This is a genomic window from Amycolatopsis sp. NPDC003676 (genome assembly GCF_053587275.1).
This window is the reverse complement of sequence record NZ_JBSFNS010000003.1, coordinates 188044-214007: the sequence shown is the minus strand read 5'-3', so window position 1 is coordinate 214007 and position 25964 is coordinate 188044. Positions and strand designations below refer to the sequence as shown.

29 protein-coding genes are annotated in these 25964 nt (G+C 70.7%); 15 read left to right on the top strand and 14 right to left on the bottom strand.

What is annotated here, in order from left to right; translation table 11 throughout:
- Nucleotides 1-129: 129 nt before the first annotated feature.
- The 4 genes from ACWDNU_RS03315 to mptB all read left to right on the top strand — a co-directional run bounded on the left by ACWDNU_RS03315 (nt 130) and on the right by mptB (nt 5375).
- Nucleotides 130-1158 carry an ABC transporter permease gene (locus ACWDNU_RS03315; protein WP_449667562.1) on the top strand — a complete coding sequence of 343 codons (1029 nt, stop codon included), beginning with the start codon at nt 130-132 and terminating at the stop codon, nt 1156-1158.
- Complete coding sequence (locus ACWDNU_RS03310) at nt 1155-2072, top strand: ABC transporter permease (protein ID WP_449667561.1); 918 nt, start codon at nt 1155-1157, stop codon at nt 2070-2072. Before ACWDNU_RS03315 ends, ACWDNU_RS03310 begins: the two co-directional genes overlap by 4 nt.
- Entirely contained in the window at nt 2069-3721 is a 1653-nt protein-coding gene (gene nikE / locus ACWDNU_RS03305) for a nickel ABC transporter ATP-binding protein NikE (protein ID WP_449667560.1), read from the top strand. Before ACWDNU_RS03310 ends, nikE begins: the two co-directional genes overlap by 4 nt.
- A gap of 91 nt (nt 3722-3812) precedes the next feature.
- Entirely contained in the window at nt 3813-5375 is a 1563-nt protein-coding gene (mptB, locus tag ACWDNU_RS03300; RefSeq protein ID WP_370936971.1) for a polyprenol phosphomannose-dependent alpha 1,6 mannosyltransferase MptB, read from the top strand.
- A gap of 40 nt (nt 5376-5415) precedes the next feature.
- Here the strand turns inward: mptB and ACWDNU_RS03295 are convergent, their stop codons facing one another.
- The 4 genes from ACWDNU_RS03295 to ACWDNU_RS03280 form a co-directional block, all read right to left on the bottom strand.
- Nucleotides 5416-6225, bottom strand: a complete 810-nt coding sequence (locus ACWDNU_RS03295; RefSeq protein WP_449667559.1) for a hypothetical protein — start codon at nt 6223-6225, stop codon at nt 5416-5418.
- A gap of 103 nt (nt 6226-6328) precedes the next feature.
- Nucleotides 6329-6934, bottom strand: coding sequence for a short chain dehydrogenase (locus ACWDNU_RS03290; RefSeq protein ID WP_449667558.1), 606 nt, complete (start codon nt 6932-6934; stop codon nt 6329-6331).
- Nucleotides 6931-7176, bottom strand: coding sequence for an MmyB family transcriptional regulator (locus tag ACWDNU_RS03285; RefSeq protein ID WP_449667557.1), 246 nt, complete (start codon nt 7174-7176; stop codon nt 6931-6933). The genes ACWDNU_RS03290 and ACWDNU_RS03285 overlap by 4 nt, the downstream gene beginning before the upstream one ends.
- Nucleotides 7077-7802 (bottom strand): helix-turn-helix domain-containing protein, encoded by a 726-nt coding sequence (locus ACWDNU_RS03280; protein ID WP_449667556.1) that lies wholly within the window; start codon nt 7800-7802, stop codon nt 7077-7079. Before ACWDNU_RS03280 ends, ACWDNU_RS03285 begins: the two co-directional genes overlap by 100 nt.
- Nucleotides 7803-7932: 130 nt before the next feature.
- On the opposite strand from ACWDNU_RS03280, the gene ACWDNU_RS03275 reads away from it, so the two are divergent.
- Entirely contained in the window at nt 7933-8412 is a 480-nt protein-coding gene (locus ACWDNU_RS03275; protein WP_449667555.1) for a nuclear transport factor 2 family protein, read from the top strand.
- Nucleotides 8413-8564: 152 nt separating this feature from the next.
- On the opposite strand, the gene ACWDNU_RS03270 is transcribed toward ACWDNU_RS03275, so the two are convergent.
- The 6 genes from ACWDNU_RS03270 to ACWDNU_RS03245 are packed head-to-tail and all read right to left on the bottom strand — an operon-like array spanning nt 8565 to nt 13399.
- The gene (locus ACWDNU_RS03270) at nt 8565-8753 is read right to left on the bottom strand and encodes a hypothetical protein (protein WP_449667554.1); all 189 of its coding nucleotides are present in this window, start codon (nt 8751-8753) and stop codon (nt 8565-8567) included.
- A 2-nt stretch (nt 8754-8755) separates the two neighbouring features.
- Complete coding sequence (locus ACWDNU_RS03265) at nt 8756-9346, bottom strand: hypothetical protein (protein WP_449667553.1); 591 nt, start codon at nt 9344-9346, stop codon at nt 8756-8758.
- Nucleotides 9347-9397: 51 nt separating this feature from the next.
- Nucleotides 9398-10105 (bottom strand): hypothetical protein, encoded by a 708-nt coding sequence (locus ACWDNU_RS03260; RefSeq protein WP_449667552.1) that lies wholly within the window; start codon nt 10103-10105, stop codon nt 9398-9400.
- A gap of 46 nt (nt 10106-10151) precedes the next feature.
- Nucleotides 10152-10565, bottom strand: coding sequence for a TIGR03668 family PPOX class F420-dependent oxidoreductase (locus tag ACWDNU_RS03255; protein WP_449667551.1), 414 nt, complete (start codon nt 10563-10565; stop codon nt 10152-10154).
- A gap of 6 nt (nt 10566-10571) precedes the next feature.
- Entirely contained in the window at nt 10572-11471 is a 900-nt protein-coding gene (locus ACWDNU_RS03250; protein ID WP_449667550.1) for a S66 peptidase family protein, read from the bottom strand.
- The gene (locus tag ACWDNU_RS03245) at nt 11468-13399 is read right to left on the bottom strand and encodes a prolyl oligopeptidase family serine peptidase (RefSeq protein WP_449667549.1); all 1932 of its coding nucleotides are present in this window, start codon (nt 13397-13399) and stop codon (nt 11468-11470) included. Before ACWDNU_RS03245 ends, ACWDNU_RS03250 begins: the two co-directional genes overlap by 4 nt.
- 130 nt (nt 13400-13529) lie before the next feature.
- On the opposite strand from ACWDNU_RS03245, the gene ACWDNU_RS03240 reads away from it, so the two are divergent.
- From ACWDNU_RS03240 to ACWDNU_RS03230, 3 genes are read left to right on the top strand one after another with little or no spacing between them, the layout of a single operon-like run.
- Nucleotides 13530-14105, top strand: coding sequence for a DUF3090 domain-containing protein (locus ACWDNU_RS03240; RefSeq protein ID WP_354751019.1), 576 nt, complete (start codon nt 13530-13532; stop codon nt 14103-14105).
- Between the two features lie 8 nt (nt 14106-14113).
- Nucleotides 14114-14923, top strand: coding sequence for an SCO1664 family protein (locus ACWDNU_RS03235; protein WP_449667548.1), 810 nt, complete (start codon nt 14114-14116; stop codon nt 14921-14923).
- 11 nt (nt 14924-14934) lie between these two features.
- Complete coding sequence (locus tag ACWDNU_RS03230; RefSeq protein ID WP_449667547.1) at nt 14935-15813, top strand: phosphotransferase; 879 nt, start codon at nt 14935-14937, stop codon at nt 15811-15813.
- A gap of 36 nt (nt 15814-15849) precedes the next feature.
- Here the strand turns inward: ACWDNU_RS03230 and ACWDNU_RS03225 are convergent, their stop codons facing one another.
- Nucleotides 15850-16842 (bottom strand): aldo/keto reductase, encoded by a 993-nt coding sequence (locus tag ACWDNU_RS03225; RefSeq protein ID WP_449667546.1) that lies wholly within the window; start codon nt 16840-16842, stop codon nt 15850-15852.
- Between ACWDNU_RS03225 and ACWDNU_RS03220 the strand changes: the two genes are divergently transcribed.
- The 3 genes from ACWDNU_RS03220 (at nt 16835) to ACWDNU_RS03210 (ending at nt 19805) form a co-directional block, all read left to right on the top strand.
- Nucleotides 16835-17812 (top strand): DUF3097 domain-containing protein, encoded by a 978-nt coding sequence (locus tag ACWDNU_RS03220; protein WP_449667545.1) that lies wholly within the window; start codon nt 16835-16837, stop codon nt 17810-17812. The genes ACWDNU_RS03225 and ACWDNU_RS03220 overlap by 8 nt on opposite strands.
- Before the next feature lie 92 nt (nt 17813-17904).
- Nucleotides 17905-18339 carry an NfeD family protein gene (locus tag ACWDNU_RS03215; RefSeq protein ID WP_370936986.1) on the top strand — a complete coding sequence of 145 codons (435 nt, stop codon included), beginning with the start codon at nt 17905-17907 and terminating at the stop codon, nt 18337-18339.
- Nucleotides 18340-18455: 116 nt separating this feature from the next.
- Complete coding sequence (locus tag ACWDNU_RS03210) at nt 18456-19805, top strand: SPFH domain-containing protein (RefSeq protein ID WP_449667567.1); 1350 nt, start codon at nt 18456-18458, stop codon at nt 19803-19805.
- A 62-nt stretch (nt 19806-19867) separates the two neighbouring features.
- On the opposite strand, the gene ACWDNU_RS03205 is transcribed toward ACWDNU_RS03210, so the two are convergent.
- Entirely contained in the window at nt 19868-21211 is a 1344-nt protein-coding gene (locus ACWDNU_RS03205) for an MFS transporter (RefSeq protein WP_370936987.1), read from the bottom strand.
- Nucleotides 21212-21377: 166 nt separating this feature from the next.
- Between ACWDNU_RS03205 and ACWDNU_RS03200 the strand changes: the two genes are divergently transcribed.
- The gene (locus ACWDNU_RS03200) at nt 21378-21947 is read left to right on the top strand and encodes a TetR/AcrR family transcriptional regulator (protein ID WP_370936988.1); all 570 of its coding nucleotides are present in this window, start codon (nt 21378-21380) and stop codon (nt 21945-21947) included.
- 1 nt (nt 21948) lies between these two features.
- Here the strand turns inward: ACWDNU_RS03200 and ACWDNU_RS03195 are convergent, their stop codons facing one another.
- On the bottom strand, nt 21949-23019 hold the full coding sequence (locus tag ACWDNU_RS03195) for a DUF5937 family protein (protein WP_449667544.1): 1071 nt from the start codon (nt 23017-23019) through the stop codon (nt 21949-21951).
- Between the two features lie 101 nt (nt 23020-23120).
- Here ACWDNU_RS03195 and ACWDNU_RS03190 point away from each other — a divergent pair, with 101 nt between their 5' ends.
- Nucleotides 23121-24317 carry an MFS transporter gene (locus ACWDNU_RS03190; RefSeq protein ID WP_449667543.1) on the top strand — a complete coding sequence of 399 codons (1197 nt, stop codon included), beginning with the start codon at nt 23121-23123 and terminating at the stop codon, nt 24315-24317.
- The gene (locus tag ACWDNU_RS03185) at nt 24317-25084 is read left to right on the top strand and encodes an SGNH/GDSL hydrolase family protein (RefSeq protein ID WP_370936991.1); all 768 of its coding nucleotides are present in this window, start codon (nt 24317-24319) and stop codon (nt 25082-25084) included. Before ACWDNU_RS03190 ends, ACWDNU_RS03185 begins: the two co-directional genes overlap by 1 nt.
- Before the next feature lie 8 nt (nt 25085-25092).
- Here ACWDNU_RS03185 and ACWDNU_RS03180 read toward each other — a convergent pair whose 3' ends face one another.
- Nucleotides 25093-25620, bottom strand: a complete 528-nt coding sequence (locus ACWDNU_RS03180) for a CGNR zinc finger domain-containing protein (RefSeq protein ID WP_449667542.1) — start codon at nt 25618-25620, stop codon at nt 25093-25095.
- Nucleotides 25621-25736: 116 nt separating this feature from the next.
- Here ACWDNU_RS03180 and ACWDNU_RS03175 point away from each other — a divergent pair, with 116 nt between their 5' ends.
- On the top strand, nt 25737-25868 hold the full coding sequence (locus ACWDNU_RS03175) for a hypothetical protein (protein WP_449667541.1): 132 nt from the start codon (nt 25737-25739) through the stop codon (nt 25866-25868).
- Nucleotides 25869-25964: the final 96 nt, after the last annotated feature.

The following is a 25964-nucleotide window of genomic DNA, read 5'->3' as shown; positions in this document are numbered from 1 at the left end:
TGGTGTGTGGCCGTTCGTCGATCGACGCCCCCGGGCCGTCGCGTCCGTGCGGGGAACCCTGAGGGAATCTGATTCCCTCAGGGTTCCCCTCACGGACAGCCGCGCCGTCCAGCAGAAGGGGAGCCGCGGGTGAGCCAAGCGATAGCGCCCGACCAGGCCTCGGTGCTCGCCGATCCCGACGAGCGCCGCGGCGGGACCGGGACCCTCCGGTTCGTCCTCAAGAAGATCGCCGAGGCGGTCGCCAGCGTGTTCCTGGTGATCGTCCTCGGGTTCTTCCTCTTCCGGCTGCTGCCCGGCGACCCGGTCGCGTTCATGGCCCGCGAACGCCCCACCGACCCCGGCCAGATCGCCGAACTGCGCGAACGGCTCGGCATCGACAAGCCCATTCTCGCCCAGTTCGGGAACTACTTCGCCGGCCTCTTCCAAGGCGACTTCGGCGAGTCCTACATCGAACGCCGCCCGGTGCTGGACATGATCGGCGAACGGCTCTGGCCGACCGTACTGCTCGTGGGCAGCGCGACCGTCCTCGCCGTCGCGCTCGGGCTGTGGCTCGGCATCCGCGCGGCGTGGAAGCGCGACAGCTTCTTCGACCGCGCGCAGACCGGCATCGCGCTGACCTTCTGGTCGGTCCCGCAGTTCTGGCTCGGCCTGCTGCTGCTCGTGGCCACCAACGGGCTGTTCCCCAGCCGCGGCATGCACTCGCCCGACGCCGGGCCCGGATTCTTCGCCCAGAGCCTCGACGTGCTGCACCACCTGATCCTGCCGTGCCTGACGCTGCTCGTGGTGTTCTACGCGCAGTACATGCTGGTGATGCGCTCGTCCCTGCTCGGCGAAATGAACGCCGACTACCTCACCACCGCCCGCGCGAAAGGCCTGCGCGATGACCTCGTCCGGCGACGGCACGCGGTCCCGAACGCGCTGCTGCCCACCGTGACGCTGGTGTTCATGCAGTTCGGCACGGTCGTCGCCGGCGCGGTCACCGTCGAAGCGGTGTTCAGCTGGCCGGGGCTCGGCCAGCTCACCTACGACGCGCTGCACGGCCCGGACCTGCCGGTGCTGCAAGGGGTTTTCATCGTCCTCGCCAGCGCCGTCGTCCTGATGAACCTGTTCGCGGAGCTGCTCTACCGCGTGCTCGACCCGAGGGTGCGTACCGCATGACCTCAATCCCCGTGAAAACCGAAAGCGCCGGCGCGATCGCGTGGCGCCGCCGCCGCGCCGGAATGGCCCGCACCTGGCACGAATTCGCCACGCAGAAAGCCGCGCTCGCCGGGCTTTTCCTGCTCGTGCTCACCGTGCTGCTCGCGCTGCTGCTGCCGCTGATCAGCGACCAGAGCGGCCTCGACGTCACCCGCGTCACCGGCAAACCGCTCAGCCCGCCGGACGGCCAGTTCTGGCTCGGCACCGACATCGACGGCCGCTCGGTGCTGCTGATGACGGTGTGGGGCACCAGGATCTCGCTGCTCGTCGGGTTCTGCGCGACCGCGCTGAGCGTGTTCATCGGCACCCTGATCGGCATCACCGCCGCGCACTTCGGCGGCTGGGTGTCGGCGATCCTGTTGCGGTTCACCGATTTCTTCCTCGTGCTGCCCTCGCTCGTGCTGGCGATCGCGCTCGCGGCCGTGCTGCCGCAAGGGATCTGGACCATCGTGCTCGCCATCGGCGTCACCGCCTGGCCGAGCACCGCCCGCCTCGTCCGCGCGCAGACGCTCACCATCGAAAGCCGCCCCTACATCGAACGCGCCCGCGCGCTCGGCGGCGGCCACCTGCACGTGGTCGCGAAACACGTGCTGCCCGGCGTCGCCCCGCTCGTGCTCGCCAACACCACCCTCGTGGTCGGCAACGCGGTCATCGCCGACGCCACCCTCTCGTTCCTCGGCGTCGGCGACCCCACCTCGATCTCCTGGGGCGCCATGCTGGAAACCGCGCTCAACAACGGCGCGGTCACCCGCGGCGCCTGGTGGAACCTGCTCCCGCCGGGCATCGCGATCGTGCTCGTCGTGCTGATGTTCACCCTCGTCGGCCGCGGTCTCGAAACCGTGCTGAACCCGCGGCTCAAAGGACGGCACTCGTGACCGCGCTGCTCGAACTGAAAAACCTCGGCGTCACCTACCGCACCGGCGGCGGCGACGTCCCCGCGGTCCGCGGCGTCGACCTGAAACTCGACGCGGGCGGCACGCTCGGCGTCGCGGGGGAGTCCGGCTCCGGCAAGTCCACCGTCGCGATGAGCGTGCTCCGGCTCCTGCCGCGCAGCGCGAAGATCACCGGCGAGATCCTCCTCGACGGCGAGGACGTCAGCGAGATGCGCTGGGGACGGCTGCGCGCGGTCCGCTGGGCCGAGGCGTCGGTCGTGTTCCAGGGCGCGATGCACGCGCTCAACCCGGTCCGTCGCGTCGGCGAGCAGATCGCCGAACCGATCCGGCTGCACGCGCCCGAGGGCAAGGCGCAGTCCGAAGCCCAGGTGCAGGCGCGCGTCGCCGAACTGCTCGAACAGGTCGACCTGCCGCGCTCGCGGGCGGGCGCGTACCCGCACGAACTGTCCGGCGGCCAGAAACAGCGCGTGATGATCGCGATGGCGCTGGCCTGCGAACCGCGGCTGGTGATCGCCGACGAACCGACCACCGCGCTCGACGTCATCGTCCAGGCCCAGGTCCTGTCCGTGCTGTCGAAACTGGTCGCCGAACGCGGCATCGGGCTGATCATGATCAGCCACGACCTGTCCGTGCTCGCCGCCACCTGCGACCGCATCGCCGTGATGTACGACGGCGAAGTCGTCGAGGAACGTCCCAGCGCCGAGCTGATGTCCTCGCCGCGGCACGAACACAGCCGCGCCCTCGCCGCCGCGTTCCCGACGGTCGGCGACCCGGTCTCGCGCTACGCCCCGGCCACCGCGACCCCGCTGCCCCCGGAACCGGCGGAACGCGGCGGAACGGACGAAGCGCCGCTGCTCGCCGCCGAGGACCTGCACGTCACGTTCCGCGACCGCAAGGGCAAGCGGATCCACGCGGTCAACGGCGTCAACCTGGAAGTCCGCCGGGACGAGATCGTCGCGTTGGTCGGCCAGTCCGGCTCCGGCAAGACCACCCTCGCCCGCACGCTGCTCGGCCTGCAGAAACCCGACTCCGGCGCGGTCCGCTACGCGGGCAAGCCGGTGCCCGCGGGCGGGGCCGGGCTGCGCGCGTACCGGCGGGAAGTCCAGCTCGTGCTCCAGGACCCGACGAGCGCGCTGAACCCGGCCCACACGGTGTACGAGGCGGTCGCCGAAGGCCCGCGCATCCACGGCCTGGCGAACGAACGCGACGTCGTGCTCACAGCGCTCGAATCCGCCGAACTGCGCCCGCCGGAGAAATTCCTCGACCGGCTCCCGCACGAGCTGTCCGGCGGCCAGCGACAGCGCGTCGTCATCGCCGGAGCCCTCGCGCTCGAACCGTCGCTGCTGCTCGCCGACGAACCGGTGGCCTCGCTCGACGCGTCGGTGCGCGGCGAGATCCTCGCGCTGCTGCTCCGGCTCCGCCGCCAGCTCGGCCTCTCCGCCCTCGTCATCACCCACGACCTGGGCCTGGCCTGGAACATCGCCGACCGGGTCGCGGTGATGTACCGCGGCGAACTCGTCGAGACCGGTACCGTCGAACAAGTCCTGCTCGACCCGCAGCACGAGTACACGAAGTCGCTGCTCGCGGCGCTCCCCGGGGGCACCGCGCAGCGGACCGCGGCCGAGGCCTGACCGCGGTCCGCTCCGGGCGCGCGCCGAAGCCCCGCGCGCCCGGAGCCAGTGCGGGGCGGGCCGACTGCACCCGGTAATCTTCTGGATCGAAATGGCCACTACTATCGACGACGCGCAGCCGAACGCCGGAGGTCTCGACCGGCAGTTCCTGACGCCCTCGCGCTTCCCCTACCGCACCATCGCCATGGGCACGGTCGGAAGCGCCCTCCTCATGCTCGCCGCGCTCGGCGCCGGCGGCATCCTCATCCGAGACCCCGTCATCGGCCACGGCCCGCTCTCGTGGATCCGCTACGGCCACGGCCGCGCGCTCGCCAACGCGCTGCTCTACAGCGGCTTCGGCCTCGTCGTGTGGGCGTGGGTCCGGCTCGGCCGCTACGCGCTCGCCGGGCGCATCGGCAGCAAGCCGATCCTGATCGCCGCGCTGTGCTGGATGGCGCCGCTGATCGTGTCGCCGCCGCTGTTCACCCGCGACGTCTTCTCCTACCTCGGCCAGGGCGCGCAGCTGCTCTACGGGCTCGACCCGTACGCCAACGGCCCCGCCGAGCTGCCCGTGCTGCCGAACGTCGTGCAGAACGTGCACCCGCTGTGGCAGACCACGCCCGCCCCGTACGGCCCGCTGTTCCTGCTCATCTCCAAGGGCATCGTCGCGATCACCCAGGACCACATGATCGCGGGCGTCATCCTCACCCGGCTCGTCCTGCTCGTCGGGCTCGGCATGACGCTGTGGGCGCTGCCCCGGCTCGTCAAGCACCTCGGCGGGAAGCTCCCGGTCGCGCTCTGGGTCGCGGTCGCCAGCCCGATGATGGTCATCCACCTCTTCGGCGGCCCGCACAACGACCTGATGATGCTCGGCTTCCTCACCATCGGGATGCTCGCCGCGCTCGAGCGCAAGCACGTCATCGCGGTCGTGCTGGTCACCATCGGCATGCTGATCAAGCCGACCGCCGCCGTCGCGCTGCCGTTCATGGTCTGGATGTGGGCCGCGGACATGGCCGGCCCGTCGAAGACGAAGAACTTCTTCAAGGCCGGAGCCGCCGCGGTCGGGCTGTTCCTGCCGGTGTTCGTCGTCGGCACCTGGGTCTCGCTCGGCTCGCTCAACCTCGGCTGGTGGTCCGGCCTCAAGGCCCCGCAGCTCATCACCAACTGGCTGAACTTCCCCAGCGGCATCGGCGAGGCGGTCTACAACCTCGTCCACATCATCGCCAACGTCCAGCCCTCGCCGTTCGTCACCGTCGCCCGCGCCATCGCGATGGTCGGCCTCGTCGTGTTCGGCGTCCGCCAATGGTGGCTCGCCCGCGGCGGCGGCAAGGAAGCCGTCTACCGCGCCGCGATCACCCTGCTGGCCGTCGCGATCCTCATGCCGCCGACCCTGCCGTGGTACCTCACCTGGGGCTTCGTGCTGATCTCGGCGTTCCCGTGGGAACGGCGGAACCTCTCGGCGATCGTGGCGATCTCGGTGTTCGTGACCCTCGTGTACTACCCGACGGGGGAGCAGGCGCTCTACGACTGGTGGTTCATCGCGATCGTCGTCGCGGTCAGCCTCTACGCTGCCGCGTCCCTGCTGCGCCCCGACCCGCTCGGGCTCGTCGCCGCGTGGCGGAAGAAGCCCAAGGACGAGGAATTCCTCCCGGAAACTCCTGCCAAGAAGCTGTGAGACGGTGGTCCCGGTATGGTGCCGGGACCACCGCTGTCGGCTACTTGCGGTTCGCGCGGTAATTCCGGAACAGCAGATAGGTGTCGAGAATGTCCGCCGGGTCGCTCTCGACGGAGCGGTAGATGCCCCACTTCGGCCGCACGTAGTCGCCCTGATCCGGCAGCTTCACCCCGGTCTTGCTGCCCTGCGCGGCGATCGGCGCACCCGCACCGGCGCCGCTGCGGATCACGCACGCCGCCGCGCCCGCGTCGCCCGGAGTGAACGTCCACTCGATCGTGATCCACTTGTCCCGCAACGAAGCCAGCTTCGCCGCCGCGATCGACGGCGACCCCGGATTCGCGTACGCCCGCGCGGAAATCATCTCCACGCCGCCGTCCCGGACCAGATCAAGCGTCACCCACGGGCCCTCGTTGGTCGCCGGGGTCTTGGTCTGGAAGATGTGCGTGAACCGGCTCGTGCCGTGCAGGCTCGCCGGGATGAACATCTCGTAGGACAGGGTCCAGGTCTCGCCGTTGTGCATCTTCAGCGCCGAGCCGTTCTGCACCATGCCCTTCGTCTCGGTCCGCTGCCGATCGCCGCCGCCGGTGGTGTCGCGGTCGTCGCGCCAGATGGTGAAGCGGTAGTGATTTCCCTCGACCACCACGTACTTCCGGTCCGGATGCAGCCCGCCGCGGTCAGCCTCGACGCCCTCGAACGCCTTCAACCCGTCCTTCACCGGATCGGGATGCCACAACGGGCTCGCGGCCGTGGCGAACTGGCTCAACGGCCCGGCCAACGCGGGTACGGCGAGCACCGTCCCGGCTATCGCACGCAGCGCCGTACGGCGCGGGAAACCAGGGGAATCCGGCATCACGGAGTGACCTTTCCGAACAGGAACGAAAGGGGCACATCGGCCGGCGGCGTCGTACATCCGATGTCTGGCAGCTCAAAGGTAAGAGTCTTGCCGAACGCGGTCAAGCGTAAGCTCGGACGACCGTCCCGGTGATGTCGCTTTCGACGCAGTTCAGGTAGTGCCGCACCACTTCGTCCATCGGCACCGGCCGCATCCCGGGGAAATGCTCGCTGAACGCGTCGACGGAATCGCCGATCAACGTCGGGCTGACCGCGTTGACCCGCATCCCGCGCGGCAGCTCGATCGCCGCCGACAGCACGAAACTGTGCAGCGCGCCGCTGATCACCCCGCCGCCGGTCACGTGCGGCCACGCCTGGTCGGCGAAAATCCCGGACGTCAGCGTGAACGACGCACCATCGGCGGCGTGGTGCTGTCCTTGCAGAACCAGCTCGACCTGCCCGTAGAACTTGGCGCGCAAGTTCTCGTGCAGCTCCGCCGAGGTGAGGGTCGCGAACTCGTCCAACGCGCCGTGCGCGGCGATGCTCACGACCGCCTCCACCGCGCCGACCGCGCGGTACATCGCCGCGATCGTCTCCGGTTCGGCCAGATCGACGCGCACCTCGCCGGACGTCCGCCCCGTCACGACCACCTCGTGGCCGCGCGAGCGCAGTTCCGGCACCAGCCGCCGTCCGATCGTCCCGGCCCCGCCGACAACGAGGATCTTCACCGCACTTTCTCCTTCTTCAGGGGTTCCGCGAAGCTTTGGGACAGCAACGCGAGCGCGTCGGCGTCGGGAGTGCCGGGGAGCGCGTAGAACAGCCCGAGCTGCTGATCGTCGTCAGGCAGCGTGACGGTCTCGTTCGCGAGCGTCAGACGTCCGACCACTGGATGGTCGAGTTCGCGCACGTAGTACGAGCAGGTCCGGACCGGCCGCTTCGCCCACATCCGTGCGAACTCCGGGCTCTCCACCGCGCCAGCCGCCCGACGAGCTGCTCCAGCACCGGATCGTCCCCATGCCGCGCGACCGCCTGATGCAGCGCCGCGACGGTGACCGACGCCTTGTCCGCCCAATCCCGGTAGAGCGCGCGATGATGCGGGTCGAGGAACAACATCCGCGCGATGTTCGGGCGGACCCGCTCGTCCGGCGCCCCGAACGCGACGTGCCCGGCCAGCAGCGCGTGCCCGAGCCGGTTCCACGCCAGGACATCGGCCCGGTGATCGACCACCACCGCGGGCAGCGCGGACATCGCCGCCAGCAAATCCCGCACCGCGGGCCGCAGTTTGGCCCTCCGGGCCCGCGGCCGAGCCGCGCGACGAGGCGCGGCGAGATTCCTCAGGTGCTCGTGCTCGGCCGGAGCCAGCTGCAACGCCGCCGCCAGTGCGTCGATCACCGCGTCCGACGCACTCCCGCTGGCCCCTTGTTCGAGCCGGGTGTAGTAGCTGACGCTCACCCCGGCCAGCTCGGCCAGTTCCTCCCGGCGCAGCCCGGGAACCGCGCGCCGGGTCCCGCCGGGCGCGATGCCCGCGGCCTCCGGCGTCAACCGCTCGCGACGGCTGCGGAGAAAACCGCCGAGTTCGTTGCTTCCCTTGCTCACCAGGCCATCCTGGCGCGCCGCCGAGCCCGCCGCCTGCCCCTGGCTGGGATACCCGTCCGCGACCGCACATGTCACGTCCGCGCGGCGCGGAACGATGAACCGAGACAGCGGAACCCCGAGGGAGAAGCCGGTGCAGGAAACGGATCAGCCCGAACTCGACGCCTTGCTCGCCACGTCCCGCATCATCCGCACCTTCAACAGCTACTACCGCGCGGTCGACGAACGCCAGTTCGACGCCCCGCGTTTCCAGCGCATTTTCGCGCCGGACGGGAAAATCGTGCGCCCCAACGGCACCGAGATCGCCGGACCCGCCGACATCGCCGAAAGCCACGCCCGCAGCTTCGCCCGTTTCGAAGCGAGCCAGCACCTGCTCACCGGCCACGACGTCGAACTCGACGGCCCCGCCGCGGAGGTACGGGCGAACCTCGTCGCGATCCACCTGTGGAAAGACCGCCCGATCACCGTGCGGATGGAGGACCGCGCGTTCACCGCCGGCGGGGTGGTTACCGCCGACCTGCGAGAGACCGGGAAAGGCTGGCGGATCACCGAAGTCCGCACGCGGATCTTGTGGCGGACCGGGTATTTCGGGGATTTGGCGCAGACCCGCTGACTCATCGGGGAGGTCGCGGTCGAGGAAGCCCACGATCCCGTTCGTCGCCTTCGGCGTGCACCACATGCCCGGCACCGGTCGCCGCGTCGATCTCGTCGGCGAATGGGGCGAGGAACATCTCGAGCGGATCGAAGCCCTGCCCTGAAACCGGGTCAGCGCCTCGCCGCGCGGTACCGGTTGATCAGCGCGGTGAGAGTCGCGTGGTCCGCGCCGCTGTTGAGCGCGGCGACCAGGTCGTCCGGGCAGAGCTGGTAGTGATCGCCCCACCAGCGGCGGGCGCGGTTGTCCCAGATCTGGTACCCGCCGGGCACGCCGCGAGCCACGTAGCGTCGTTTCGCCATCGTCAGTCCTGGTCGAACGCCGCGACGAAGGTGGGAGCCAGCCGCTCCAGTTCGGCCTGCTGCGCCGCCGCGTCTGCGGTCGTGCTGTCGGTCCGGATCGCGAGCACCCGGTCGCCGCGGGCGAAAACCATGGCGCAACTGGACATCCCGGCCGCCCGGAACCGACGGCAGAACCCGATCTGCGGGTCCGCGACGGCGGAGACCGAAAACTGCGGCGATCCGGCGGGGAGAGGATCGTGGGCAGCCGTATCACCGCAGTTCAGCGCCTTGTCTACGGTCGAGAGGACCTGCTCGCCGGAATAGCCGTCGTATGCTGCCACCAGCTGCCAGACGAGCAAGTCTCCGGTGCGGGCGGTCGCCTGCGCATCGGTTCGAAAAGCGGACTCCCAAGGTCGTTCGCCCTCGCACTGCGGCACGAGGAGCAGCGGATTGATCCACTCGGCGGCAAAGGAGGCAGGAGCCTGTCGCTGCTCGGCCCCCGCATCGCCCAACTGCTTCTCGTTCGGCAAATACTTGCTGAGCTCCTTGGCGGAGGGCGTCGAAGTCTCGCCCGCGCAACCCGCGAGCAGCGCGAGCCCGGCTACGGCCCCCAAGATCCCCCTCCGCACGCGGGGAAGATCGCCAGACTCGGACCCGGCGTTACCTCAGTCCTGGTCGAACGCCGCGACGAAGGTGGGAGCCAGCCGCTTCAGTTCGGCCTGCTGCGCCGCCATGCTCATTTGGTAGTCGGTGGCCGCGACAGCGAGAACGCGGTTGCCGTGCGCAAGCACCAGGACGCAGCTCGCCATCCGGGCCTCCGCGAACTGCCCGCAGAACCCGAGTTGCGGATCACCGATGCCGGGGACCGAGAAACGGGACTTCACTGTGAGCTCGGCGTCTTCCGACAGCCCCTTGCCGTGCGAGGAGAACCGGCTCACGAACGCGAGATCGTGGTCCCCGGACGCTGTTTTCCCGCAGCCGAGCGCCTTGTCCAGGCCCGAGACGACCTGCGAGCCGGTGTAGCCCTCGTACTCGGCGAGCCGCTGCCGGATCCACAGCGTGTCCTTTGTGGAGTACGCCTGCGCGCCGTTCCGCACGGCGGCGTCCCACGGCTGGTCGGCACCGCACGCCCGCACGATGCGCAGCGGCGTGTTCGCGCCGACGACGTACGGCAGCCGATCCCGTCCCACGGTGAGCCCGGCCTTGGTCAGCTCGTCCCCGCTCGGCAGGTACTTCGTGAGGTCACCCGCGGCCGGCGGCGGCGCGGAACTCGACGGCGGCGCGGGACTCGGCTTCGGAGCAGCCGCCGGAGCCTCGGCCGAACAGCCCGCGACCAGCAGGACAAGGCCGGTCACCACAAGCGCGATACGCATGATCCTCCCCATTTCGGGAGAAAGATCGCGAGCACTCGAACCGGCGTTACGAACTCGCCCAACCTCGCCAGGTCTGAACCTCGGTCACGACCACCGCGTGCTCCGGCGGCCGCTCGGCGTACTGCGGATACTTCTCCGTCAACCAACCGGCATACGACTCCCGGGAAGCATCCGCGACCACCCGCGCCACGCCGTCCGCTCGGGCCCACCACAACCGCGACCAATCCTCGTCGTACTCGTCGACCAGGAACGACACCGCCGGGTTCTCCGCGATGTTCGCCAGCCGCCGCAACGACGTCGTGGTCTTCGGTTTGTGGTCGACCGCGAACACGACCGTGTCGTCGCGCACCGCGAACGTCACCGGCACCAGATGCGGGACCCCGCGACTGTCCGCTGTGGCGAGCCTGGCCACCCGCGCCGCCGCGAACCTCGCCCGGGTCTCCACAGTGGACAGTCGCATGCGGGCTCAGTCCAGCGCGGGGGAGTCGAGGGTGACGGTGCCCAGTTCGGTGTCGAGCGACGCGGACACGCCAAGCGGCAGCGTCGGCGACCCCGCCACGTGCCCGAAGCCGAACCCGCTCAGCACCGGAACCCCGAGCGGCGACAACCGTTCCGCCAGCAGTTCCCGGACCTCCGCCGGATCGCCGCACGCGGCCCACGAACCCAGCACGACCCCGCGCGCCCCGTCGAACCAGCCGGAACGCAGCAGCTGCGTCACCATCCGGTCGATCCGGTACGGGCTCTCGGTCACGTCCTCCAGCAGCACGATCCCGCCGCGCGCGGACCCCTGCTCGGCCGTCCCGACCCCGGACGCCAGCAGCGACAGGTTCCCGCCCACCAGCACGCCCAGCGCGCGGCCGGGCACGACGACGTCCGGTTCCCGCGCCCGCAGCACCCGCGCGTGGTCCGGCTCGAACAACGTCCGCCGCAGGTGCTCCGACGCGGCTTCGTCGAACAGGACGCTCGCGGGCATCGGAGAAAGCAGCGTCGCGAGGTCCAGATGGGTGTGCACGGCCCGGTGCAGCGCGGTTACATCGCTCGACCCGGCCAGCACCTTCGGCCCCGCGGCCCGCAACGCCGCCCAGTCCACCAGATCGATCATCCGCTGCGTCCCGTAGCCGCCGCGCGCCGCGAGCACGCACCGGACTTCCGGATCCAGCCACGCCTCGGTGAACTCCGCCGCGCGTGCCTGGTCTGGTGCCGAAAGGTAGGACTGGCCGGAAGCGCGCACTCCGGCGCCGATCCGCACCTTCACGCCCCACTCGCGCAGCACCGGCAGCGCGGCGTCCAGCAGGTCCTGCGGCACCGGTCCGGACGGCGCGACGAGCGCGACGGTGTCCCCGGCGGAGAGTCTGGCGGGCCTCATCGGGTCAGCTCCAGCCGCGGCACGTCCGGGGTCTCGAAGCCGAAAACCTGGCCGTAGAAGGAAAGTTCCGCCTCCAGCGCGGCCACGATCGTCTCCGCCTTCCGGAAACCGTGCTGCTCGCCCTCGAACCGCAGGTACGCGTGCGGGATCCCGCTGCCGTCGATTTCGGAAACGAACCGGTCCGCCTGGTCCGGCGGGCAGATCTCGTCCTCCAGCCCCTGCAGGAACAGCACCGGCCCGGCCAGCGAGCCCACGTGCGTCATCGGCGAGCGCTCCCGGTACCGGTCGGCGGTTTCCGGATACGGGCCGACCATGCTGACCAGGTACTGCGACTCGAAGTCGTGCGTTTCGCCGCCCTCGCCGGTCCAGCCGGCGAAGTCGAGGATCGGGAACTTCACCGTCGCCGCCGCGTAGGTGCGGGTCATCGTGATCGACGCGGCCGAGGTGAACCCGCCCGCGCTGCCGCCGCGGACGCCCAGCCGGGCCCGGTCGGCGATCCCTTCCGCGACCAGCGCTTCGGCGACCGCCGCGCAGTCGCGCACGTCCACCACGCCCCACTGCTCCCGCAACCGCTCGCGGAACGCCCGCCCGTAGCCGGTGGAGCCGCCGTAGTTCACCGCGACGACGCCGATGCCGCGGCTGGTGAAGTACGCGAAGTCCAGGTCGAGCGATTCGTCGCTGTGCCCGGTCGGCCCGCCGTGCACGTGGACCACGTACGGCGGCAGTTCGCCTTCCGGCGCGACGAAGTCCGGGTTGGTCGGCGGGAACACGTACGCCGGGATGTCCGCGCCGTCCGGCCCGGTGAACACCCGCTCCTGCGGGACCGGCAGGTACTCCGCGGGCGGCAGCGAGGCCGGCTGCGGCGTGAGCGCCCGCCACTTCCCGGTGTCCGGGTCCAGCACCACGACCGCGCTCTCGTGCCGCGGCCCGCCCGCGATCCCGGCGATCCCGTCCGCCGTCGCGACCAGCCCGACCGACGACCACACGGTCAGTTCGGTGTCGACGCGCGTCACCGAACCGTCGCTCTCGTCCAGGATCGCCAGTTTGCCGGAGTCGAGGACCGCGTGCTTCCCGCCGCCCAGCGGGGCGAACCAGCTGGTGCCGAGCTTCCACATCGGCCCGCCCAGCTCACTCTCCACCGGCGCGAGATTGACCGTCGCGCCGTCGAGGCCGACCCGGTGCAGGTTCCACCAGCCCTCCGGGTCGGCGAGCACAAGCAGCTGATCCGCGGTCTCCCACGCCACCTGGCACACCGCGACCTCCGGCCCGCCCGCCAGCGCGCGCGCGTCCCCGAAGGAACCGTCGGCCGCCACCGGCGCGACGAACAGCTCGGTCCCGTCCCACGGCATCGCCGGGTGGTCCCACGCGAGCCACGCGGCGTGCGCGCCGTCCGGCGACAGCTGCGGCGCGGTGAAGAACCGGTGCCCTTCGACGAGCACCCGTTCGGCGGAGCCGTCCAGCGGGATCGCGACCAGCTCGCGGGAGATGTCGGTGCGCCGCGGCCCGGTGCTGCGCTCGCGGACCGCCCACACCTCGCCCGCGCGGCCGGGCCGGAGGTCGCCGTAGCGGACACCTTGCGGCGTGGCCGGTTCCGGCGTCAGCGCGGCGACTTCGCCGTCCTTCAGCGCGTACACCCGCTGGTCGGCCCAATGCGTGAACACCACGACGCCGCCGACCGCGAGCCACGGCCGTCCGCCGTACTCGTGCACCCGGTTGCGGACGTTCCACGGCGCGGGCAGCACGTCCTCGACGCCGCCGCCGGGAAGCGCGCGCACGAGAGCGACGCGACCGCCCTCGGCAGGCCGCGCTTCCGCCCACCAGAGCGCGCCGTCGACCGCGGCGAGCCATTGCGCGCCGCCGCCGGCGGCCGCCGCGTCGGCCGCGGTGACGGGAGAGGTCCAGGTTCCATGAGGAGAGATGCGAGGCACCCGGAAAGCCTAACGAGGATCCGCTGCGTGTCCGGATCCGCACGCACCGCGCAGGAATCGCGCGCGAACTCACCTCAACCCGGGGCGGCGGATGCCGATCATGCGGGCGTGGCCTAGGGTCGAAGATGCTATGTCACGCGTAATCCACGTCTTCCGCAAGCCCGACCGGTTCGTGGCCGGCACGGTCGGCGAGCCCGGCGACCGCACCTTCTACCTCCAGGCGACGGAGGACGTGCGGACGATCAGCGTCACGATCGAAAAACAGCAGGTGGTCGTCCTCGCGGAGCGGCTCGGGTCGCTCCTGGAGGAGGTCGCCAGCCGGTTCGGCGCCGACGTGCCCGCACAGGCCCCCGACGACGAGGTCGACGTGGACCCGCTCGCGGTGCCCGTCGAGGAGGAGTTCCGGGTCGGCACGATGGGGCTCGGCTGGGACGCCGACTCCGGCGCGGTCGTCGTGGAACTGCTCGCGATCACCGAGGGCGAAATCGACGAGACGGTCGTGCTCGACGACACCGAGGAGGGCCCGGACGCGGTGCGCGTCTTCCTCACGCCGGTCGCCGCCCGCGCCTTCGCCGAACGCGCCGACCGCGTCGTCAACGCCGGTCGCAAGCCGTGCCCGCTGTGCGGCGAACCGCTCGACCCGGCCGGGCACATCTGCCCGCGGCAGAACGGGTACCGGCGCGACGTCGACGTGACCGAGGACTGAGGGCGCCCGTGGCGAGCACCGCGCCAGGGCCGGCCGACCCCGCCGCCCGCGATTTCGTCTCCCGCGGCCGCATCGACGTCGAGGGCAGGCTGGTCGACGCCTCCAACGTCACGCTGTTCTGCGCGATCGAACTCGACGGCGTCACCGGCCGCGTCGTGTACAAGCCGGTGTCGGGGGAGCGCCCGCTGTGGGACTTCCCGGACGGCACCCTCGCCGGCCGCGAGGTCGCGACCGCGATGATCTCCGACGCCTGCGGCCTCGGCGCGATCCCGCCGACCGTGCTGCGCGACGGCCCGTTCGGGCCCGGCATGGTGCAGCTGTGGGTCGAAACCGACGAGGACGCCGAGGTCGTCGACGTCCGCGCGCCGGAAGAAGTCCCCGAAGGCTGGCGCACCGTGCTGCACGCGCACGACCGGCTCGGCGAACCGGCGGTCCTCGTCCACGCCGACCATCCGGATCTGCGCGAACTCGCGGTCCTCGACATCGTCGTCAACAACACCGATCGCAAGGGCGGCCACCTGCTCGCCGCGACCGACGGCCACGTCTACGGCGTGGACCACGGCATCTGCCTGCACACCGACCCGAAGCTGCGCACCGTGCTGTGGGGCTGGATCGGCGAGGACCTGCCCGAGGACGCGGTCGAGAAACTGCGGAAGCTCCGCGCGGACCTCGACGGCCGCCTCGGCGCGGACCTCGGCGAACACCTCACCGCCTTCGAGATCCGGGCGCTTTCGCAGCGCACCGACTATCTGCTCGCCGAGGCGGTGTTCCCCGAGCCCGGCGACGACTGGCGCGCGATCCCTTGGCCGCTGTTCTAATGGCGGAACCGATGGACACCGCTCTGATGGACTCTGCCGCCCGCGCCCGCCTGGTCAACCGCTTCGGCCCGGCCGCCGAAGCGTGGTGCGACGCGCTGCCCGCACTGGTCGAACGCCTCTGCCGCCAGTGGGGCCTCACCGTGTCCGAAGCCCGGCCCGGCAACACCGGCCGCACGCTGCTCTGCCGCGACGGCGAGGACGCGCTGAAGGTGCTCAAACTCTGCCCGGACCGCGCGATCGCGACCGCGGAGGCCACGGCGCTGGGCTCGTGGGCCGGGCTGTCGCGGGTCGTGCAGATCCTCGACGCCGACCTCGACCACGGCGCCGTGCTGCTCGAAGGGCTCGAACCGGGCGACACGTTCACCGAACGCGGCGCGGACGTCCCGTGGGACCAGATCGGCGAATTGCTCGCCGACGTCCACGGCGTCCCGGTCGCCGGGCCGTTCCCGACCCAGCTCGAACGCGTCCGGTTCATGTTCGGCCTCGCCGAGCAGCGCCTGGCCGGGTCTCCGGCCGAAGCGCACCTCCCGCTGGCATCGCTCCGCACCGGCCTGGCCCGCTCCGAGAAACTCGCCGCCAGCGGCCCGATCGCGCTCGTGCACGGCGACCTGCATCCCGGCAACGTCCTGGACGCCGGACCAGCGCGCGGCGCGGTCGCGATCGACCCGCGCCCGTGCGTCGGAGACCCGGCCTTCGACGCGGTCGACTGGGCAGTGCTGCCGATGGCCGACGGCGCCGCGGTCGAAGACGGGATCGCCAAACTCCCGCACCTCGACGGCGACCGGGTGCACGCGTGGTGCGTCGCGCTCGCCCCGCTCGTGGCGATGGGCCCGCTCCGCCGAGGCGGGCCGACGCCGTTCACCGACGCCGTGCTGCGGATGGCCAGCTGAGCGGGTCAGCACCGGGGGAACGGGGTCGTAGCGTGCCTAACCCCGAGCGATCTCAGCGGTGTGCGCGGGGACGTAGCGCTCGCCCGTCACCTGGTCGCTCAGCGGATCCAGCGCGGCCAGCGCCTCGGCGTCCAGCGTGACCTCCAGCGCGGCCGCGTTCTGCTCCAGCCGGGCCGGGCTGCGGGTGCCCGGAATGGCCGCCACCGCAACGCCGAGCCGGTCAGCCTGGGCGTACACCCACGCCAGCGCCACCTGGGCCGGGCTGGCGCCCAGCCGGTCGGCCACCTCGCGCACGGTCTGCGCGATCTTCTCGTTGGCCTCGCCCGCCTCCCCGGCGAACCGGGGATTGGTGCGCCGGAAGTCCTTTTCGCCCAACGCGGAGCGGTCCAGGGCACCGGTCAGGAACCCTCGCCCCAGCGGCGAGTACGGCACCAGCCCGACCCCCAGCTCGGCCATCACCGGAGTGACGGCCTCGACGTCCCGGGTCCACAGCGAGTACTCGCTCTGCACCGCGGCGATCGGGTGCACCGCGTGCGCCCGGCGCAGCAGCTCGCCGTCGACCTCGGACAGGCCCAGCTGGCGGACCTTGCCAGCCTGGACGAGTTCGGCCATCGCTCCGACGGTCTCTTCGATTTCCACGTCCTGGGGCGGGCGGTGGGCGTAGTAGAGGTCGATCACGTCGACGCCCAGCCGCAGCAGCGAGGCGTCGCAGGAGCGCAGCACGTAGTCCCGCGCACCGCGGATGCGGCGGGCCGCGTCGCCGCCGCTGCGGTCGAGGCCGAACTTCGTGGCCAGCTGCACCTGGTCCCGACGACCGTGGACGGCGCGGCCTACGAGCACCTCGTTGTGCCCGGAGCCGTAGGCGTCGGCGGTGTCCAGGAACGTGACGCCCAGTTCCAAGGCCCGGTCGATGGTGGCCATGCCGCCGTCCCAGTCGGCGGCGCCGTAGCTCTCGCTCATCCCCATGCACCCCAAGCCCATCGCGCTGACAGCGAGACCGGGCGAGCCGAGCGTGGTTCGGGTGATCATGCGCGGATACTCCTCCTGCCCGGCCGACCGGGCGGTACTGCGAAAACTGACGGACGCCGCCGACGCTAGGAGCTGGAGCGCGCTCCACGTCAAGCCGGAGGACCGGCTCCTTCCGGCGTGGCGGCGGGACGTGCCCTCGCTGCGGGCGATAACGTGCCCGACCGTGCGCTATCACGACGTGCTGTCCGGGCCCCGCAAGCGGAAGATCCCGGAGGTCCCCGCCGAGCCGGGCCTCGTGGTCGAGGATCCGGCCAGCGGCTACTGCGGCGCGGTGGTGAAGATCGAGTACGGGAACGTCGTCCTCGAGGACGCCAAGGGCCGCCACCGGGTGTTCCCGCTCGCGCCCGCCGGGTTCCTGCTGGAAGGCAAACCGGTCACGCTCGTGCCGGTCAAGAAGACCGCCGCCCCGGCGCGGCAGGTGTCGGCGTCCGGCTCGGTCCGCGTGCAGGGCCTGCAGGCACGGGTCGCGCGCGACTCCCGGATCTGGGTCGAGGGCAAGCACGACGCCGAACTGGTCGAACGCGTCTGGGGACACGACCTGCGCGTCGAAGGCGTCGTCGTGGAACCGCTCGACGGCGTCGACGTCCTCGCGGACCGCATCGCCGAATTCGGCACCGGACCCGGGCGCAGGCTCGGCGTCCTCGTCGACCACCTCGTTGCGGGCAGCAAGGAATCCCGGCTGGTCGGGCAGATCCGCGACGAGCAGGTGCTCGTCACCGGGCACCCGTACATCGACGTCTGGCAGGCGGTGAAGCCCGCGTCGGTCGGCATCCGCGCCTGGCCGGAGATCCCGCGCGGCGTCGAATGGAAAGCCGGCATCTGCGACGCGCTCGGCTGGGGCGAACCGTACGAGGGATGGCAGCGCGTGCTCGCCGGGGTGCGCAGCTTCCGCGATCTCGAAACGCCGCTGATCGGCGCGGTGGAACGGCTCATCGACTTCGTGACCGAACCGGGCGACGACGCACCGTAATGCCCGTTATGCCGGAAAAATCCAAGGTCACGCGTCGGTCACGTCGAGTAGTTTGCCCGGTGCGAAACGACGCGATCTGAGAGCATGAGGGCATGGCAGCGGCTCTGATCTGGCTGATCATCGGCATCGTCCTGATGATCGCGGAGGTGATCTCCGGGGACTTCGTGCTGATCATGCTCGGCATCGGCGCGTTGCTCGGAGCCGGCTCGGAAGCGCTCACGGGCAACATCTACATCGACGTCGCCGTGTTCGCGGTCAGCTCGGTCGGGCTGCTCGCGTTGGTCCGCCCGGCGCTCAAGCGCCGCTTTCTCTCCGGGTCGGGCATCCCCACCGGCATCGACGCGCTGGTCGGAGCCCGCGCCGTCGTAGTGTCCACTGTGGACTACGATGCCGGCCAGGTGAAAATCGGCGGCGAGGTGTGGTCGGCGCGCGCCGTGCACGAATCGCAGCCGCCGATCGCGCCGGGCACCAGCGTCACGGTCGTCGAGATCTCCGGCGCCACGGCCGTGGTGGACATCGTCTCGTGAGGCGCCGTCCGAGGAAAAACGGTACTAGGTAAGGGGAAACGCTCTTGTCGACAATAGCGATCGTCGTGGTCGCACTGCTGGCTCTGTTCGTCATCATCACAGTGGTCAAGGCGATCATGGTGGTGCCACAGGCCCAGTCGGCGGTGATCGAGCGGCTCGGCCGGTTCCGCACGGTCGCTTCGCCCGGCCTGACCTTCCTCGTCCCGTTCCTGGACAAGGTGCGCGCGCGGATCGACCTGCGCGAGCAGGTCGTCTCGTTCCCGCCGCAGCCGGTGATCACCGAGGACAACCTGACGGTGAACATCGACACCGTCGTGTACTTCCAGGTCACCGACTCGCGCGCCGCGGTCTACGAGATCTCGAACTACATCATCGGCGTCGAGCAGCTCACCACCACCACGCTCCGCAACGTGGTCGGCGGCATGAGCCTGGAAGAGACGCTGACCTCCCGCGACTCGATCAACACCCAGCTGCGCGGCGTGCTCGACGAGGCCACCGGCCGCTGGGGCATCCGCGTCGCCCGCGTCGAGCTGAAGGCGATCGAGCCGCCCGCCTCCATCCAGGACTCGATGGAGAAGCAGATGCGCGCCGACCGGGAGAAGCGCGCGATGATCCTCACCGCCGAAGGCCAGCGGGAATCGTCGATCAAGACGGCCGAAGGCCAGAAGCAGAGCCAGATCCTCGCCGCGGAAGGCCAGAAGCAGGCCGCGATCCTCGCCGCGGAGGCGGAACGGCAGTCGCGGATCCTGCGCGCACAGGGTGAACGAGCCGCCCGCTACCTGCAGGCACAGGGCCAGGCGAAGGCGATCGAAAAGGTGTTCGCGGCGATCAAGGCCGGCCGCCCGACGCCGGAAGTCCTCGCCTACCAGTACCTGCAGACGCTCCCGCAGATGGCGCAGGGCGACGCGAACAAGGTCTGGATGATCCCGAGCGACTACGGCAAGGCCCTCGAAGGCTTCGCCCGCGCCCTCGGCGCTCCCGGCGACGACGGCGTGTTCCGCTACGAGCCGCCGAAGGACGACACCCCGGCCCGCCCGGACCTCGACGACGACGAGGTCGCCGGATGGTTCGACACCAGCAGCGACCCGAAGGTCGCCGAGGCCGTCGCCGCCGCGGAAGCGGTGGCGCGCAAGGAGGTCGACGGGCCGCTGGGCGCGGCGACGGAACGCCGGGCGATCGGCGGGGCTCCGGCCGCCAAGCCCGAAGCTCCCGCACCGGTCCAGGAAGAGGTGCCGCCCGCGCCGCCGGAGCGGCCGCGGCAGCCCAGCACTCCGCCGCCTGCCCAGCAGCAGCAGTCGTTGCCGCAGCCGCAGCCTCCGGCAGGACCGGGACCGCAGGGCGGGCCGTACCAGGGACCTCCGCCGCAGCAGTTCGGCGGACCGCAGGGACCCGGACCGGGCAGCGGGCCGTTCCCGCAACAGGGCCCGTTCGGCGGACCGCAGGGCGGGCCGCCGCCGCAGCGCTGATCTCGTCGTGCAAAGGGGGCTGCCACTCCGGAATTCGGGGTGGCAGCCCCCTTTTCGTGCGCTCAGCGGGCGTAGACGCCGACGTCGTCGATGTCGGCCTTCGAACGGTCAGGCAGCGCGATCACGCACAACACAGTCACCACAACAGAAGCGACGATGTAGATCGAAATCGAATACGGCGTGCCGGTGGTGTGCAGCAGCCAAACCGCCAGCAGAGGAGCGGGGCCGCCCGCGAACACCGACGCCAGCTGATATCCCAGCCCCGCGCCGCCGTAGCGCAGATGCGTCGGGAAGCTCTCGCCGATCAAGGCCGCCTGCGGGCCGTACTGCATCGAGTGCGCCACCAGGGACACGATGATCGCCAGGAAGATCATCGCGTGGCCGCTGTGGGTCAGCACGGTGAAGTACGGGAACGCGATCACTCCGGTCAGCACCGCGCCGGTCAGGTAGACCTGTTTGCGGCCGATCCGGTCGGAGAGCTGCGAGAACAGCGGGATCAGCAGCAATTCCGCCGCCGCGCCGACTAGGACCGCATTGAGCACGAACGTTTTGCTGAACTCCGGCCGCTGCACCACGTAGACCAGGACGTAGCTGGTGAACAGGTAGAACGGCATCTGCTCGCTGAACCGCAAACCGGCTGACAGCAGGATCTCGCGCCAGTGGTGGCGGACAACGTCCTTCACTGGCGCTTTCGAGGTGCGTTTGGCTGCGACCGCGGCAGCGAACATCGGCGTTTCGAGAATGCGCAGCCGGATGACCAGGCCGATCGCCACCAGCACCAGGCTCAGCAGGAACGGGATCCGCCAGCCCCACGAGGAGAAGGCGTCCGGAGACAGCGTCGCGGACAGCAAGGTCATTCCGCCGGTCCCCAGTACAAGTCCGACCGGGACGCCGACCTGAGCGAAACTTGCCAGCAGTCCACGCCGGCGCTGGTCGCCCCATTCCATCGCCAGCAATACCGATCCGCTCCACTCGCCGCCGATCGCGATGCCTTGCACGAGACGCAGCAGGACCAGGATCAGCGGGGCCGCGATGCCGATGGTCGCGGCACCGGGCAAGAGGCCGACCACCGCCGAGGACAGGCCCATCAGCAGGAGCGTCACGATGAGCGTCGCCTTGCGGCCCAGCCGATCGCCCCAATGGCCGAAGATCGCCGCGCCGATCGGGCGGGCCGCGAACCCGACCGCGTAGGTGGCGAACGACTGCATGACCCCCGCGTACGAGGACGACGCGGGGAAGAACAGATGGGGAAAGACCAACGCGGCGGCGGTGTTGTAGAGGAAGAAGTCGTACCACTCGATGGTGGTGCCGATCGAACCGGCCAGGGCCGCCCGGCGTACCTGCACCCGGCGGTCGCCGGAGGAAGCTTGGACTGACTGGGTGACCTCGTTGTCGCCTAGAGTCATGGTCGTGCACCTCTCGTGACGGTCGTCACACTACAGTGTGAACGACCGGCAGAGGTTTGACGATTCCTGACGTCTGCTCCGGACGGGTTGTTTCCGACCCTCCGGCACGCCGAACCCACCTGGATCGGGCGCCGCGCGGACAGGACGCGCGACTACCATCACAGCCGTGACGGAGGACAAACCGCTGCGCGCCGACGCGCGGCGAAACCGCGCCAAGGTGCTCGAAGCCGCCGAGACCGTGTTCGCGGCGAAGGGCACCGGTGCGCCGACCGAGGAGGTCGCGCGCGAGGCCGGCGTCGGCATCGGCACGGTGTTCCGGCACTTCCCCACGAAAGAAGCGCTCCTGGAAGCCGTGCTCTACGCGCGGCTGCACCGGTTCGTCGACGAGGCGGACGCGGTCGTCGCGCAGAACGCCGAGGACGCCGGGGCCGCGTTCTTCACCTTCCTCACCAGCTGGATCGAGATGTCCAGCGCCAAAAACGCCTACTTCGAAGCGCTCACCTCGGCCGGCGTGTGCGTCCCTAGCACGGGTTCGGTGATCGGGGAGCGGCTGCGCGAATCGCTCGGCGTGCTGCTGCGACGCGCTCAGGAGAGCGGCGCGGTGCGACGCGACGTAACGACAACCGAGCTGATCCCGGTGATCATCGGCACCGCGAAGGCGGCCGAGCACGTCGGGGCCGACCGCGAACTGCGCGACCGCACCATCGCGATCCTCTTCGACGGCCTCCGCACCTGAGTCAGCGCAGGACAGCAGCCAGCAGGTCGGTGCCCAGCGAGGACAGCTGCGGCAAGGCGAGTGAGTAGCGGACGTACCGGCCTTGCCGCTTGGTGGTGAGCAGACCCGCCCGGCGCAGGACCGCGAGATGCCGGGACACCTCCGGCGCCGACAAGTCCCAGTTGTGCGCGAGTTCGCTGGTGGTGTGCGGGCTCCGCGCCAGCGTGCGGACCAGGCGCAGCCGTACCGGATGAGCCAGCGCGTCAAGCCGGAGTTCGACGGTTTCCAGTGGCACGGGCGCGGTTGCGTCGGCGACGGGGTATTGCACCACTGGCGGCCAGCCTGACGCGTGCACCACGACCAAGTGCGGGCTGCCGAAGACGCTGGGGATGAATGTGACGCCGTTCTGTGCGGACGTCGCCTTGTCCTGCAGCTTGTCCACCACGATCCGAGAGCCGTCCTCGGATAGCGTGACCGCGCTGGAAACCGCGTCCAGCGCTGTACGGATTCCCTTGTGCCGCAACAGGTCTTGTTTGTGTCGCAGGTCCGCGGCGAGCTGGGGTTCAAGCCCGGTCCAAGCGCTGTCGAAGAACGCTTCGGCGCACTGTTCGAGGGTGTCGCGGACACGGGCTCGCGTGGCTGCGGGGTCCGTCAGCAGGGATTCGGCGAATGCTTCCTGACGGGGGCCGCGTGCCTGGGCGAGGTCGAGGGCGCGTTCGCGCGAGTCCGGGTCGGCGAGCGGGGAACGGGTCGCGATCCGGGTGCTGCCGCAGGTCGAGACGAGCGCCGCGGTCGCGTACGTTCCGTGGTCGATCGCATCGACGTCGGCCAGTTCCTCGGCGAGAGTCGGGCGCGGACGTCCGGGCAGCAGGAAGTCGGCTTGCGAAGACCGCCATAGGGAATCGGCCTCTCGCACGCGTTCGGCCAGTTCGGGGCGCATCCCGGCCCAGACTTCGCCCGCCCACGCGGCGAACCGCGGATGATGGCCCGGCTCGGCGAGCACGTGCAGCATCGCGGTCAGCTCCGCGAGCGGCGACGCGGCGAACCGCACCTGCTCGGCCGGCAGCCCGGCGATGTCGATCCTCAACGGCACCGCACCAGCATCGCCGATCGACCGGCCCGGACGTTCGCCGGTTGACGAAAACTGCGAATCGGCGTGCTCCGGCCCAGGCCTGCGCAGCAGTGTCGAGCGCCATGACCACCAAGATCCGGCCGAGCGCGCTGATCCGCGTCTCCGGCGGCCCGCGCTACGCCGCCGCCATGGCCGTCGACGCCCTCGGCACCGGGCTGTTGCGCCCGTTTCTCCTGATCTACGGTGTGACCGTGCTCGGCCTGTCCGCGCCCGCGACCGGTGCCGCCATGACCGCGGGCGTCGTGGCCGGGCTCGGCTGCATGCCGTTCGTGGGACGGTGGCTCGAGCGAGGCGCGCGCACCACGGTGGTGGCCGCTTCGATGCTGGTGCGTGCGGTCGGTGTCGTGCTGCTGCTCGCCGCGCCGCCGGGGGAGCTGTGGCTGTTCGTCGGTGCCGCTGTTCTTCTCTCGGCGGGAAACCAAGCGTGGCCAGCAGCGCACGCGGCACTCGTCGCGACGCTCGCCGAAGGCAGGCAACGCGATGCCGCCCTCGCGGCCGGTCGTTCGCTCCGCAACGCAGCGCTCGGCATCGGCGCTCTGCTGGCGACCGCGTGCCTCGCCGGTGGCTCGAACGCGTTGCGCGCCATGGCAATCGGCACCGGGATCGCGTACCTGCTCGCCGCAGTCCTGGCGTGGTCAGTCCACTTGCGAGCTCCGGCCGCTGTGGCGGAACCCTCTGTGGAGAGCGCGCCGCGGATGGGTTCGCTGCTGGCCGCGAACGTCATCTACGCGTTCTGCCTGAACGTCCCGGAGATCGCGTTGCCGTTGGTGCTGACCGCGTATCTGCACGCGTCCCCGGTGTGGTCGGCGGCGATCTTCGTGGCCAACACCGTGCTCGTCGTCGCCCTGCAAGTGCCGGTCACAGTCCTGCTCGCGCGAGTTTCCCGGCGGACCGCGCTGGCAGGCGGCGGAGTCGTGCTCACGTTGTCGTACCTCGGCTTTCTCGCGGCGACCCTGCTCGGAACCGGCTGGGCGGCGCCCGCGATCGCCGCGGTCTCGGTGGTCTGCACCATCGGCGAGATCATCTACGCGGGCAGCGCCACGGCGTTCGTCATGGCCCTGGCACCCGCACGCCTGCTCGGCCGGGCGGTGGCCCGCTTCGAACTGTCGACCGGCGTCGGGCTGGCGGTCTCCCCGGCGGTGCTCACCGCGCTCGCGCCGCTCGGCCCCGGCGCGCTCTGGGGCGGCCTCGCCGGAGCTACTCTGGTGTCCGCGGGCGCCGTCGCGAGGGGTGGGGGAGCCGGGCCTAAACTGAGCTGATGACCAACCGCTTAGTCTGTATTGGCGACTCGTTCACCGAAGGCGTCGGGGACGACGATCCGTCCGCGCGCAACGGGGTGCGCGGCTGGGCCGACCGGGTCGCCGAGGTGCTGGCCGCCGGGGAGCCCGGGTTCCGGTACGCGAATCTGGCGGTGCGCGGGAAGCTCCTGCCGCAGGTGCTGAACGAGCAGGTCGAACCGGCGCTGGCGATGAAGCCGGACCTCGTCACCGCCTACGCGGGCGGCAACGACCTGATGCGGCCGCGGGTCGACGTCGACAGCCTCGCCGACTCGTACGAGCGCGCGGTGGCCCGATTCCGCGCGGCCGGCGCGCAGGTGCTGCTGTTCACCGGCGTCGACGGCGTGGAAGACGCGCTGTTCCGCCAGATCCGCGGACGGGTCGCGATCTACAACGAGCACGTACGCGGCATCGCGGCCCGGCACGAGACGCTGCTGGTGGACATGTGGTCCATGCGCCAGCTGCGCGACCGTCGCATGTGGTCCCCGGATCGCCTGCACCTCAACGCGGCCGGGCACACCGAAATCGCCATCGCCGTCCTCGACGCGCTGGGCGTGCAGCACAGCCTCACGCACGCCGCGCTGGGTCCGCGGCCGCGCCTGTCGACGCGGGAACAGCGCGCGGCGAACCTCCGCTGGGGCCGGGAACACGCGCTGCCGTGGATCGGCCGCCGCCTGCGCGGCGAGTCCTCCGGCGACACGATCGCCCCGAAATACCCGGAACTGCAGTCGTTCGAAGCGGCCGACTGACCTGCTGCTCAGCCCGCCAGCTGCCGCGCACGATGGTCGGCGACGTTGACCCGCGTGCCGCAGCGAGTGGAACAGAACCGCCGGCACCCGTTACGCGACGTGTCCACGAACGCGATGCCGCACCCCTCGCGCGCACAGACGCCGAGGCGGTGCGGCTCCTCGCACACGAGATGCGCGAGCCCGCCCGCGGTGTAGGCGTAGAACCGCTCGACCACGCCCGCGCCTTCGCTGGAGTAGTGCAGATGCGGCGCTTTCCCGTCGTGACTGGCGATGTTCGGCCGACACGCGGCGACGGCGAGCAGCTCGTTCAGGAGATCGATCCGCTCGGCCGTTGTCTCCGCGACGAACACCTCGTGCAGCCGCCGTCCCCACGCGAGGATCCGCTCGGCTTCGTCCGCGGTGATGCGCGGCAGCACCATGTCGCGCGCCTGCCCCGCGGCCCGCACCTCAGCGGCCGTGACGCCGTCGCGCTGGGCAAGGGTGGCCAGGTCGGCGGCTACTTGCGCGCCCGCGCCGCCGTAAGGATTGAAGTGCACTCGACCATTACAACACGATCCGCCTCCCCAGGGAAATGCTTCTCCGGAAAATAAGATTGACGCACCGCTTCGGCGTAGGTGAAGATGAATGCACCACAGCGGATGAAGGAGCGGACATGACGAACACGCGGAAGCGGGAGACGCGAGGCCAATATCCGGCCGCGGTCCACGCTGCCCAGCGTTCTGTCTATCAGCGCCGCACCTGCCAAAAAGGCGGCCTCTTCGGCGGTATCCGCTCCCTGACCTGACGCGACAGTCGTCGCACACAGGGAGCCGCCCCGTTGGGAAACCGACCCGGGCGGCTTCTTTCGTCATGGCCTCCAAACGCGATTAATTGCGCCTGC